This is a genomic window from Streptomyces sp. NPDC048248 (assembly GCF_043201875.1).
Classification (GTDB): domain Bacteria; phylum Actinomycetota; class Actinomycetes; order Streptomycetales; family Streptomycetaceae; genus Streptomyces.
The window spans coordinates 46,137-58,233 of sequence record NZ_JBICZL010000016.1; the positions used below are offsets into that span (position 1 = coordinate 46,137).

Sequence of the window (12,097 nt, forward strand, 5' to 3'; positions counted from 1 at the left end):
GGTTTCCAGGGTACGCAGCGCTCAGGCGGTGCGTGTCTCGGGGGGCGGGGCGGGCTTGCGACGGGGCGGGAAGACCTCCCCCGGCGTGGGGATGGGGCGGTCCGGCTTCGGGGGGTGCGACTGCGGCTTCGGCGCGGGGCGCGGCTCCGGCTCGTCGTCGGGACGCTTCTCGGGCTCGTCGCCCGACCGGCCGCCTGGCAGTGCGCGCAGCCGGGCGCGTACGGAGCGCTCGGCCAGCCGCTCGCAGTGGCGCAGCAGCGTGATGCGGCGCTCGCTCTCCACCGCTCCGGTGGGCCGGGCGTTCAGCGCGCGCAGGGCGGCGAGGTCGTCGGGGTCGGGGACGTAACCGGTCGCCAGGACCTCCTTGAGCTGGGCCAGATAGCCGGCTGCGGAGCCCGGCAGGGCCTCGCGGTAGCGGGCGAGGTCGGCGAGCAGAAAGGCGCGCAGCCGGCCGCCTTCGTGGACCGCCTCGTCCACCGCCTCGGCAAGCCGGAGATATTCCTGGATGTCCTCCGTCCGGTCCGGGGCGAAGGCGCCGAACGGGGCGGAGGGGGACGTCGACTGCAGGACATGGGCGAGGGCGCGACGGAGCACACGCAACTCATCGGCGCCGAACGCCATGCCGCCGCGGGATCCGTAGGGCATAGGCATGCCGCGACTTTACGGCCGTTTCGGACAAATGCCGCTTAATTCGTGTGCTGTGGCGCGGCAGCGAGCCGCGCCACAGCGCGCGTGAGGGAGGTGCCGGTCGTGCTCCTCCAGGTCCTGCCGGTCACGACCGGGCGATGTTCCGTTCGTAGACCAGCCGCAGGCCGATGAGGGTGAGCCACGGCTCGTGCTCGTCGATCACCGAGGACTCGCCCAGCACCATCGGCGCCAGACCGCCGGTGGCGATGACCGTCACCTCGTCCGGATCCTCGGCCAGCTCCCGGGCCATCCGCTGCACGACGCCGTCGACCTGACCCGCGAAGCCGTAGAGGATGCCGGACTGCATCGCCTCGACGGTGTTCTTGCCGATGACGCTGCGCGGCCGGGCAAGCTCGATCTTGCGCAGCTGGGCGCCCTTGACCCCCAGGGCGTCCACCGAGATCTCGATGCCGGGCGCGATCACCCCGCCGACGTACTCGCCGCGGGCGCTGACCGCGTCGAACGTGGTGGCCGTACCGAAGTCGACGACCACCGCGGGACCGCCGAACAGCTCGACCGCCGCCAGGGCGTTGATGATCCGGTCGGCGCCGACCTCCTTCGGGTTGTCCATGAGGATCGGCACGCCCGTCTTGACGCCCGGCTCCACCAGGACCGCGGGGACGTCGCCGTAGTAGCGGCGGGTGACCTCGCGCAGCTCGTGCAGGACGGAGGGCACCGTGGAGCAGATGGCGATGCCCTCGATGCCGTCGCCCAGCTCCTCGCCGAGGAGCGGGTGCATGCCCATCAGGCCCTGGAGCAGCACCGCGAGTTCGTCGGCGGTGCGCCGGGCGTCGGTGGAGATCCGCCAGTGCTCGACGATCTCCTCGCCGTCGAAGAGGCCCAGAACGGTGTGGGTGTTGCCCACGTCAATGGTCAGCAGCATGGCGCTCAGGCATCCTCGGGCAGGTCGTCGTCGCCCTCGCGCAGGTCGAGGCCGATGTCGAGGATCCGGGAGGAGTGCGTGAGCGCGCCCACCGCGAGGTAGTCGACACCGGTCTCGGCGTACGTCCGGGCGTTGTCCAGGTTCAGCCGGCCCGACGACTCCAGCATCGCGCGGCCCTTGACGAGGGCCACCGCCTCCCGGGTCTCCTCGGGGGTGAAGTTGTCCAGCAGGATCAGGTCGGCGCCCTCGGCGAGGATCGGCGGGATCTGGTCGAGGCGGTCGACCTCCACCTCGATCGCCAGACCGGGGAACTCCGACCGTACGGCCGTGAAGGCCGCGGCGACGCCGCCCGCAGCGACGACGTGGTTGTCCTTGATCAGCGCCGCGTCCGACAGCGACATCCGGTGGTTGACGCCGCCGCCGCAGCGCACCGCGAACTTCTCCAGGGCACGCAGCCCCGGGGTGGTCTTGCGGGTGTCACGGACCTTGGCCTTGGTGCCTTCGAGGGTGTCCGCCCAGGCCCGGGTTGCGGTCGCGATGCCCGAGAGCCGGCACAGGATGTTCAGCGCGCTGCGCTCGGCGGTGAGCAGATCGCGGGTGCGGGTGGTGACGCTCAGCAGGCGGGTGCCGGCCGCCACCCGGTCGCCGTCCTCGACGTGCCGCTCCACGGCGAACTCGTCGGTGCAGACGATGGACAGGACCGCCTCGGCGATACGCAGCCCGGCGACCGTACCGGCCTCCCGGGCGGTGAAGTCGCCGGTGGCCACCGCGTCCTCGGGGACGGTCGCCACGGTCGTGACGTCCACCCCCTGGTCGAGGTCCTCCTCCACGGCCAGATGGGCGATGTCCTCGACCTGGACGGGGTCGAGTCCGGCGTCCACCAGGAGGGCGGCCAGGTCGGGGTCGAGGCCGCAGGTGAGCGGGTCCAGCTCGTAGGCGCCGTCGTCGGCGCCGCCGCCGCAGCCGCAGGCGTCGCCGCAGCCGCCACCGGTGGGGGCGCTGCTCGCCTGCCCGCCGATCTGGAGGAGAGGGAGGTCGTCGGGGGTGCTGCTCACGGGGCGGGCTCCGAATCGGGGGAGGTGGTGGGCTGAGGGGTGGTGAGGAACGGCTGCCGGGCGAGGGTCGCCGGGAAGTCCGCGGTGTCCGTCGTACGGATCGTCAGCGCGCGGTCCGCGTCGAGGGTGATGCGGAAGTGGCGGCGCCAGGAGACATCGTCCCGGTCGGGGTGGTCCTCGCGCCAATGGCAGCCGCGGGTTTCCTCGCGGCGCTGCGCGGCGGCGACCAGTACCCGGGCCACACACAGCAGGTTGGTGGCCTCCCATGCCTCCACGCCGGGCGTGGGCGGCTTGCCGAAGGCGCCGTCGGCCCCCTGCGCCACCTCGGCCGCCTCACGGTGGGTGCGGTCGAGCGCTTCCGCGGCCCGCGCGAGGCTCTCGGCGCTGCGCAGCACTCCGGCGCCCGTCGTCATGATCCGCTGCACCGCGATACGGGTCTCCGGCGGGAGGAGCCGCAGCGTTGCGGGCTCCGGGGCGGGGGCGGACGCCGGGGCGGGGGCGGCCGGCTCCGCGGCGATGTCCGCGGCGATCCGCTCGGCGAAGACCAGGCCCTCCAGAAGGGAGTTGGAGGCGAGGCGGTTGGCGCCGTGCACGCCGGTGCAGGCCACCTCGCCGCAGGCGTAGAGGCCGGGCACGGTCGTACGGCCGTACAGGTCGGTGCGGACGCCGCCGGAGGCGTAGTGGGCGGCGGGGGCCACCGGTATGGGGTCGGTGACGGGGTCGATGCCGTGGCTGCGGCACGCGGCGAGGATGGTCGGGAAGCGGGTCTCCCACATCGCGGCGCCGAAGTGGCGGGCGTCCAAGTACATGTGCTCGGCGCCCTGTTCGTGCGCCCGCCGCATGATCGCCTTGGCGACGATGTCGCGCGGCGCCAGCTCGGCGAGTTCGTGCTGACCGACCATGAAACGGGTGCCGTCGGCGTCCACGAGGTAGGCGCCCTCGCCGCGCACCGCCTCGGAGATGAGCGGCTGCTGGCCCTCGGCGTCCGGCCCCAAATACAGGACGGTGGGGTGGAATTGGACGAATTCGAGGTCGGACACCTCGGCGCCGGCGCGCAGCGCCAGCGCCACCCCGTCACCGGTGGAGACGGCCGGGTTGGTGGTCGCGGAGAACACCTGCCCCATGCCGCCGGTGGCCAGGACGACCGCAGGGGCGTGCACCGCGCCCACGCCGTCGTGCTGCCCCTCCCCCATGACGTGCAGGGTCACGCCGGACGTACGGCCCTCGGCGTCGGTGAGCAGGTCCAGCACGAGCGCGTTCTCGATGGTGCGCAGCCCGGCGGCGCGGACAGCCTCGACGAGCGCGCGGGAGATCTCGGCCCCGGTGGCGTCGCCGCCGGCGTGCGCGATACGACGGCGGTGGTGGCCGCCTTCACGGGTCAGCGCTATCTCGTCGCTGCCGGGCGCGGTGTCGAAGCGCGCACCGGTGGTGATCAGCCGGTGGACGGCGTCGGGCCCCTCGGTGACCAGGGCCCGGACGGCTGCCTCGTCGCACAGGCCGGCACCGGCGACGAGGGTGTCGGCAAGGTGCTGCTCGGGGGTGTCGCCCTCCCCCAGTGCCGCGGCGATGCCGCCCTGGGCCCAGCGGGTGGAGCCGTCGTCCAGGCGGGCCTTGGTGACGACGACGGTCCGGCGGCCGGCGGCGGCACAGCGCAGCGCGGCGGTCAGACCCGCCACTCCGGAGCCCACGACGACGACATCCGCGGCGATGGACCACCCGGGGGCGGGGGCATTGAGGCGTATGCCGGGGCCGGGGCCTGTTCCGGTGGCGGTCATCGGGTCGCTCCGAGGGGGCCTGGTGAGGTGGTCGGGGACGCGGCGGGGTCGCCGGTCCCGGGTGTGCGGTGGTGCGCAGGGGCGGTGCCCGGGGCCTGCTCGGAGCCCTGCTCCGGGGCCTGCTCCGGGGCGGTGGTGCCGAAGGCGAGGCGGATGTTGTCGATGAGACGGGTGGTACCGACCTTGGCGGCGATCGCGAGCACCGCCTCGCCCTCGTAGTCCTCCGGGACCTCGGTGAAGTCGGACGGGTCGACCAGGGCCACGTAGTCCGGCACGAGCGGCGGGTCGAGGCGGGCCGCGTCCTCCAGGACGGCGCGGGCCGCGGCCAGCGCGACGGACGGGCCGTGCGGCGGTCCCGACGCGGCGTAGGCGACGGCGTGCGCGTCGGCGGCGGCCCGGTCCTCGCCCAGCGCCGCCAGCGCCGCGGACCGGTCCGGCGCGGGGTGACCGGCGAGGGCGGCGCGGGCGCGCAGCGCCTCCTCGGCGGCGAGCCGGTCACGGGCGGCGAAGAGCGCGGCGGACAGCGCGAGCGCGGTGCGCCGCTCCTCTGCGGAGAGGTAGCGGTTGCGGCTGGAGAGGGCCAGGCCGTCGTCCTCGCGAACCGTGGGGACGCCCACGATCTCGACGGGGAAGTTGAGGTCGGCCGCCATGCGTGTGATCACCGCGAGCTGCTGGGCGTCCTTCTGTCCGTAGAACGCGACGTCAGGGGCGGAGAGGTGCAGGAGTTTGGCGACGACCGTCAGCACGCCGTCGAAGTGCCCGGGGCGGCTGGCGCCCTCCAGGGGGGTGCCCATGGGTCCTGCGCTGATCCGGATCTGCGGCTCGCCGCCCGGATAGACCTCGTCGACGGAGGGCGCGAAGACCACGTCCGCGCCCGCCCGGCCGGCCAGTACGACATCGGCGTCAAGGGTGCGCGGATAGCGGTCGAGATCCTCACCCGCGCCGAACTGCAGCGGGTTGACGAAGACCGTCACCACGACCTGGCCGTCCGCGCCGACGCGCTCGCGCGCGGCGCGGATCAGGGTGGCGTGTCCCTCGTGCAGGGCTCCCATCGTCATCACGACGGCACGCCGGCCACTGCGGCGCGGCAGCTCGCGGAGAGCCGCGGCGGAGTGCACGAGCTGGGTGCGCGGGGCGGGAGCCGCGCCGGTGCCAGGGCGGGCGGCGGTCATCGGTCGTCTCCCTCGGGGTCGTGGCCCGGGGACCCGGGACCTTCGTCCGAGCCGGGCCCTTCGTCGGCACCGGGGGTGTCCGGGGGGCCGGAGGTGCCCTCGCCGGACGTGGACGTCTCGGGGCTGGGCTCCTGGGCGCCGGAACCCCGGCCGCCCTCGGCGAGCACCTCCAGCAGGTCCTGGGCCAGCTCCGGCTTGAGCAGGCCGTGGGCCAGCGCCCGGTCGGCCGTCATACGGGCCATGGCGAGGTATCCGGCGACGCTCTGCGGCGCGTGCGCGCGCAGCTCCTCGACGTGGGCGGCGACGGTGCCCGCGTCACCGCGGGCGACCGGGCCGGTCAGCGCCGCGTCACCGGAGCGCAAGGCGTTGTCCAGGGCCGCGCCGAGCAGCGGGCCGAGCATCCGGTCCGGGGCAGCCACACCGGCCGTGCTCAGCAGCTCCATGGACTGGGCGACCAGCGTGACCAGGTGGTTCGCGCCGATGGCGAGGGCCGCGTGGTAGAGCGGACGGGCCGATTCCGCGATCCACTCGGGCTCGCCGCCCATCTCGATGACCAGGGCCTCGGCGGCCATCCGCAGCTCGACGGGCGAGGTCACGCCGAACGAGCAGCCGGCCAGCCGCTGGACGTCCACGGTGGTGCCGGTGAACGTCATGGCCGGGTGCAGGGCCAGCGGCAGCGCACCGGCACGGGTGGCCGGATCGAGCACCGCCGTGCCGAACCGGCCCGATGTGTGCACCAGCAGCTGGCCCGGCCGGACCGCACCGGTCTCGGCGAGGCCGCTGACCAGGCCGGGGAGGGCGTCGTCGGGGACGGTCAGCAACACCAGGTCCGCGCGGGCGAGGACCTCGGCGGGGCTGACCAGGGGGACATCGGGCAGCAGGGCGGCGGCACGTCGTACGGAGGCGTCGGAGACCCCGGACACGGCGACCGGATGGTGCCCTGCGAGCTGCAGCGACGCGGCGAGGGCGGGACCGACGCGGCCGGCGCCGACCACTCCGACGGAGAGTCGGGCGGGGCGGTCCTGGGCCTCGGTGGGTGGGATTGCATTCACGCGGCGATGGCCTTCCGTTCCAGTCCGCGGGGGGTACCGGACGATTCGTGGCCATGCTACGCGAGTGTTTCGGGCGGACTTCAGAGCTGTACGGAGGGTGAGACGGGCGTCTCGTCCGGCGGTTATCCACAGGGGTCGCGGAGGCGCGCGGGGGTGGGCCATGCTCGATGCGACAGCGCGAGCGGAACAGCAGGTGGGGGCCATGCGGGTAGGGGACGGGCAGGTAGGGGACATGGGCGAGAGCGGTCGGGCGCGGGAGCAAAGGCACGGCGGCGGGGCGGCGGCAGGGACCGGCGGCGGAGCGGGGACCCGGCGACCGGGCGCGCACAGCCCGGACATGGAGGCGCGGGTCGACAGCGCGGCGACGGGAGCGGAGCGGGCGGGACCTGTGGGCGGTGCGGAACCCGTGAGCCCCGCGGGCGTCATGGGTCGTGACGGCGGCCCGGCGGCGCGGAGCCGGTTCCTTGCCGCCTTGCACGGCTCGGAGCGGGTGCTGGCCGACGGCCCGACGGGCGAGACGGTCCGCGAGCGCCTGAGCCGCCTGGTGGCCGAGGCTCCGGCCGCATACGACCTGGACGACTGGACCGATGTCTACGGCAACGACGACGGCGTGGTCGGCGAGCTGGAGCGCAGGACCGCCGAGGCCCTGGGCACCGAGGACGCCGCCTTCTTCCCCACCGGCACGATGGCGCAACAGGTGGCGCTGCGCTGCTGGGCGGGGCGGACGGGCAACACCACCGTCGCCGGCCACCCGATGTCCCACATGGAGGTCCATGAACGCGATGCGTTCGCGGTGGTCAGCGGGCTGCGCATGGTGCATCCGACGGGCGAGCCACGGCTGCCGACCGCCGCGGAGCTGTACGACCTCCAGGAGCCGTTCGGCACCCTCGCCCTCGAACTACCGCTGCGCGACGCGGGATTCGTGTTGCCGGGGTGGGGCGAGCTGACCGGGGTGGTGCAGGCGGCGCGCGACCGTGATGCGGTGGTGCACTTCGACGGCGCCCGCCTGTGGGAGTGCACAGCACACTTCGGTCGCCCCCTCCCGGAGATCGCCGCGCTGGCGGACAGCGTCTACGTCTCCTTCTACAAGTCGCTGGACGGCATCTCCGGTGCCGCCCTGGCCGGCTCGGAGGACTTCGTCGAGGAGGCCCGGGCCTGGCGGCACCGGTACGGCGGGCAGCTGTTCCAGCAGTGGCCGGCCGCGCTGGCCGCTCTCGTCGGGCTGGACCGCGAGCTGCCCCGGCTGCCGGAGTACGTCGCCCACGCGAAGGTCGTCGCACAGGCCCTGCACGACGGTCTGGCCGAGGCCGGTGTGCCGTGGTTCCGGGTGCACCCCGAAGTGCCGCACACCCACCAGTTCCAGATATGGCTGCCGCACCCGGCAGGGATACTCAACGAGGCCGCGCTCCGGCAGGCGGAGGAGACACGGACGACGCTGTTCCGGAAGTGGTTCGAGGCGGGCCCGCCCGGCATGTCGATGACCGAGGTGACGGTCGCGTCATCCGCAGCGCACTGGACGGCCGGAGATGTGCGCACCGCTCTCGCCGACTTCCTGGGGCGCGTGGCCGGACCGCGGTGAGTTGGCCGGGCCCGGTGCTCCCGAGGCGGCCGGTGTTCCCGAGGGGTTCGACGTGCCGGAGGGGTTCGAGTCGATGTGGGGCAGGGCGCCGGGCCGGCCGGTCGGCAGGGGGGAGGTGAGGTCGGTCGGAAGGCCGGCTGTGCGGCCGGTCAGCAGGCGGGCCGTTGCCGCTGCCGCGGCGCGGAGGGCGCGGCGGGTGCGGGCCGGAAGCCGGTCGGCAGGGTCGGTGACAACGGCGTGGAAGCGGCGCCACTCGCGGATGTCGCGGACAGCGCGGACGGTGCCGGCTCCCGGGAGGACAGGCGCCTCCTCGCCTCGTCGGGCGGCGCGGTAGGCATCGAGCAGGTGCTGCTGGCTGGCGTTCATGTCTCTCACTCTGCGGGGGGTGCCGGGCCGTCGGCGCGTCGATTGACGGGAGCCGTCAATCGACAACCGTGCAGGTCGCGGCCTCGCGCATGATGGGGACATGGCCAACGTCATCGACATCACCGGGCTGCCGCCTGAGCGCATCGTCTTCGCCCCTTCTCCCCTGGCGGAGCTGGGCGCCGCGCTGCACGCACTGTCCGAGCCGGGGCACCACCCCGGGCTGCACGGCTGGGTCACGGCGACCTCCGCGTCGCTGAAGACCGACCTCGCCGACCGGCTGTGCGAGGCGGACTTCCTGTGGCGGTCCGCCCGCTCCGACCTGCTGGTCCCTGCCCGGCCCGAAGCGACGCTGGCCCAGGAACTCGACGCCATGGACACCATCGACGACGAACGCTTCGTGGCCGCCGCGTTCGAGATCACCTGCTCGGCCAGCTACACCCGCAGCACGCCCTCCCCCCTGGTCGACGAGGGCGAGCGGGCGAGGGTACGGGAGATGGCCGCCGCTCGGGGGCCCCGGCAGGCGGCGTTCACCGACCGGATGCTCACCGACCCGGACGGCATGCGGGTGTGGCTCCGCAGGCTGCTGGAGGACTGTGAGGAGGCGTTCTTCGGGGACATCTGGCAGCGGGTGGGCATCCAACTGGCCGCCGACGCCCGGCACAAGACCGAGCTGCTGCGCCACAAGGGCCTGGCCGAGACGCTGTCCGCGACGTCGAGGGCGCTGGCCCTGGAGGAGGCCCCGGACGGCGGCGGGAGCCGCATTGTGGTGGACAAGCTCGCAGGAGGACGCACCACGGCCTTCGCGAACCCCGCGGACCCCGGGATCACCTTCCTGCCGACCTCGTTCGGCTGGCCGCACCTGGTGGTCAGCTACGCGCCCGGGTGGCGCCCCGTACTGCAATACCCGGTCGCCGGTCCGGAGTTGCCGCCTCCGGCCGAGCTGGAACTCGTACAGCAGCGGCTGGAGGCGCTGGGCCATCCCATGCGGATGCAACTGTGCCGGTCGCTGTCGCGGGGGCCGCACACCACGGGGGAGCTGGCGACGGCCTTCGGGATCACCTCACCCGAGGTGTCCCGCCACATCGCGACCCTGAAGAAGGCGGGCCTCATCCAGACCCGGCGACGCGGACGCTATGTGCTCCACCAGCTGGACCTTCAGGTGGTGGCCCGGCTGGGCAGCGACTTCCTGGAGGGCGTGCTGCGCTGAGGTGGGGGTGGTGGGTGGGAGGGGAGGGGAGGGGGCCCGGGGGGAAGAGGAGGGGCGGGCAGTAGGCGACGGGCGGATTCGCACCGCCCGCGCTCCCCGCGCTCCCGGCACTCCCCGCGCAGGCCCGCGCGCCCGCTGCTCTCTTACGCGCCCGTGCTCCCGGCTCGCACCAGGCCCGTCTCGTAGGCGAGCACCACGGCCTGGACCCGGTCCCGCAGGCTCAACTTGGTGAGGATGCGGCCCACATGGGTCTTCACGGTGGCCTCGGACAGCACCAGCTTCGCCGCGATCTCGCCGTTCGACAGTCCCTGCGCGACGAGCAGCAGCACCTCCCGCTCACGGTCCGTCAGCCGGGCGAGTTCGGGGCGCGCAGGCTCGGCGGACGTCGCGGGCAGCATCGGTGTGAAGCGGTCCAGCAGGCGGCGCGTGGTGGACGGCGCGACCACGGCATCGCCGCTGTGCACCGCCCGGATCGCGGCGAGCAGCTCACTGGGCGGCACATCCTTGAGCATGAAACCGCTGGCCCCGGCCTTCAGCGCGGAGAAGGCGTACTCGTCCAGGTCGAAGGTGGTCAGGATGAGGACCTTCGGCGCCTCCTCCTTGCGCCCGGCCTCACAGACCCGGCGGGTCGTCTCCACACCGTCCAGATGCGGCATCCGCACGTCCATGAGGATCACGTCGACCTCGACGGAGCGCAGCACCTCCAGAGCCTGCACCCCGTCGCCCGCTTCGGCGACGACCTCCATGTCGGGCTGCGCGGCCAGCACCATCCGGAAGCCGGTGCGCAGCAGCGCCTGGTCGTCGACGAGCATCACGCGGATCGTCATGGCAGGGGTCCCTTCGGGAGTGTGACTACAGCGTACGGAGCGGAGGCAAACGGGCCGGCCGGGAGAGGATTGGGGTGTGAGGCGTGGGGAGTGGGGGCGACGCGGGTCAATCGATCGCAGCCGTCACCTCGCCGGCTCTCGGCGCGCGCACACCCATCGCGTCCGCCCCGGCCGCATTGACGCTCATCGTGTCCGCTGCCGCCCCGACCCCTCTGCGTCCACGGTCACCGTGTCCGCGCCCGCCCCGTCCACGCTCACCCCGTCCACGCCCACCGGGTCCGCGCTCACCGCGTCGGCTTCAGGGGCAGTACGGCGCTGACCCGGAAGCCGCCGCCCGGCCGGGGGCCCGCCTCCAGGCTGCCGCCGACCATGCCGACGCGCTCGCGCATGCCGATCAGACCGTGGCCGAGGCCGTCGGCGCCGCCTTCTTCGTACAGCTCGTGCTGCGCGCCCCGCCCGTCGTCCTCGACCAGCAGATCGAGGTCTTCGTCCTTGTATTCGAGGCGGACTGTCGCACCGACGTCCGGGCCGCCGTGTTTGCGGGTGTTGGTGAGCGCTTCCTGCACGATGCGGTACGCGGTCAGTTCGACGCTGCTCGGCAGCGACTGCGGCTCGCCCTCCACCCGGAAATCGACCGGCAGGCCGGCGCCCCGCACCTGGTCGATGAGGTCGGAGAGCTGCTCGACGCCCGGCTGCGGCACGTATTCGCCGCCCTCGGACTTCTCCCCGGTGCGCAGCACCCCCAGCAGCCGGCGCATCTCGGCCAATGCCTGCCGCCCCGTACCGGAGATCGTCTCCAGCGCCTGCCGGGCCTGGTCCGGTGCGGCGTCGAGAACATAGGCGGCGCCGTCCGCCTGCACCACCATCACCGACACGTTGTGCGCGACGACGTCGTGCAGCTCGCGGGCGATCCGGGCCCGCTCCGCCGCGACCGCGATCCGCGACTGCGCCTCGCGCTCCTTCTCCAACCGGGCTGCCTTCTCCTCCAGTTGCGCCCAATAGGCGCGGCGGGTGCGGATGGAGTCGCCCAGCACCCACGCGAGAACGAACGGCACGGTCAGCAGGGCGGTGAAGGCTCCGGCTTCCCAGAGGGGCCGGTCCACGGGGGCGTTCCCGAAGCGCCAGATGGACAGCGCGGGGCCGATAAGGGCACCGGCGAGGGCGAAGCGGGAGGCCCAGCGGGTGGCGGAGGTGCCGGATGCGACGGTGTAGATGATCACGAGCATCGCGAAATCGGCGGGGTTGGTCTCGATGTCGAAGATCAACTGCCCGATGCCGATGGCGGCCGTCAGCAGCAGCATCTTCTCCGGTGCCCTGCGGCGCAGCGCGATGACGAGGCACAGCCCGACGGTGCAGACAGCGCCGTAGATCTGCTGCACGCCACTGAGGTCGGAGGAGATCCACAGGCAGTTGAAACCGAGGAGGAGGACAGCCCAGAAGGAGTCCACTCCTGTCGGGTGCCTGCGAAGGAAATCGTAGAGGCGCTGCACGTAA

The 12,097-nt window shown here is 73.5% G+C and carries 11 protein-coding genes; 2 read left to right on the forward strand and 9 right to left on the reverse strand.

The window, feature by feature from the left end; all coding sequences use genetic code 11:
• Positions 1–21: 21 nt before the first annotated feature.
• The 6 genes from ACGFZW_RS30300 to ACGFZW_RS30325 all read right to left on the reverse strand — a co-directional run bounded on the left by ACGFZW_RS30300 (position 22) and on the right by ACGFZW_RS30325 (position 6,624).
• On the reverse strand, positions 22–651 hold the full coding sequence (locus ACGFZW_RS30300) for a hypothetical protein (RefSeq protein WP_393896456.1): 630 nt from the start codon (positions 649–651) through the stop codon (positions 22–24).
• 121 nt (positions 652–772) lie between these two features.
• Complete coding sequence (locus tag ACGFZW_RS30305; RefSeq protein WP_393896457.1) at positions 773–1,570, reverse strand: type III pantothenate kinase; 798 nt, start codon at positions 1,568–1,570, stop codon at positions 773–775.
• Between the two features lie 5 nt (positions 1,571–1,575).
• The gene (gene nadC, locus ACGFZW_RS30310) at positions 1,576–2,625 is read right to left on the reverse strand and encodes a carboxylating nicotinate-nucleotide diphosphorylase (protein ID WP_393896458.1); all 1,050 of its coding nucleotides are present in this window, start codon (positions 2,623–2,625) and stop codon (positions 1,576–1,578) included.
• The gene (locus tag ACGFZW_RS30315; RefSeq protein WP_393896459.1) at positions 2,622–4,400 is read right to left on the reverse strand and encodes an L-aspartate oxidase; all 1,779 of its coding nucleotides are present in this window, start codon (positions 4,398–4,400) and stop codon (positions 2,622–2,624) included. Before ACGFZW_RS30315 ends, nadC begins: the two co-directional genes overlap by 4 nt.
• Complete coding sequence (gene panC, locus ACGFZW_RS30320; RefSeq protein WP_393896460.1) at positions 4,397–5,572, reverse strand: pantoate--beta-alanine ligase; 1,176 nt, start codon at positions 5,570–5,572, stop codon at positions 4,397–4,399. Before panC ends, ACGFZW_RS30315 begins: the two co-directional genes overlap by 4 nt.
• Positions 5,569–6,624 carry a Rossmann-like and DUF2520 domain-containing protein gene (locus tag ACGFZW_RS30325; RefSeq protein ID WP_393896461.1) on the reverse strand — a complete coding sequence of 352 codons (1,056 nt, stop codon included), beginning with the start codon at positions 6,622–6,624 and terminating at the stop codon, positions 5,569–5,571. The genes panC and ACGFZW_RS30325 overlap by 4 nt, the downstream gene beginning before the upstream one ends.
• Before the next feature lie 424 nt (positions 6,625–7,048).
• Between ACGFZW_RS30325 and ACGFZW_RS30330 the strand changes: the two genes are divergently transcribed.
• Entirely contained in the window at positions 7,049–8,203 is a 1,155-nt protein-coding gene (locus ACGFZW_RS30330) for a threonine aldolase family protein (protein ID WP_393896570.1), read from the forward strand.
• Here ACGFZW_RS30330 and ACGFZW_RS30335 read toward each other — a convergent pair.
• Complete coding sequence (locus ACGFZW_RS30335; RefSeq protein WP_393896462.1) at positions 8,123–8,569, reverse strand: hypothetical protein; 447 nt, start codon at positions 8,567–8,569, stop codon at positions 8,123–8,125. The two genes, ACGFZW_RS30330 and ACGFZW_RS30335, sit on opposite strands and share 81 nt — an antisense overlap.
• A 100-nt stretch (positions 8,570–8,669) precedes the next feature.
• On the opposite strand from ACGFZW_RS30335, the gene ACGFZW_RS30340 reads away from it, so the two are divergent.
• A complete protein-coding gene (locus ACGFZW_RS30340) occupies positions 8,670–9,776 on the forward strand; it encodes a DUF5937 family protein (RefSeq protein ID WP_393896463.1) in 1,107 nt (368 codons plus the stop codon).
• A gap of 143 nt (positions 9,777–9,919) precedes the next feature.
• Here the strand turns inward: ACGFZW_RS30340 and ACGFZW_RS30345 are convergent, their stop codons facing one another.
• The gene (locus ACGFZW_RS30345; RefSeq protein WP_393896464.1) at positions 9,920–10,603 is read right to left on the reverse strand and encodes a response regulator; all 684 of its coding nucleotides are present in this window, start codon (positions 10,601–10,603) and stop codon (positions 9,920–9,922) included.
• A 284-nt stretch (positions 10,604–10,887) separates the two neighbouring features.
• A complete protein-coding gene (locus ACGFZW_RS30350) occupies positions 10,888–12,093 on the reverse strand; it encodes a sensor histidine kinase (protein ID WP_393896465.1) in 1,206 nt (401 codons plus the stop codon).
• Positions 12,094–12,097: the final 4 nt, after the last annotated feature.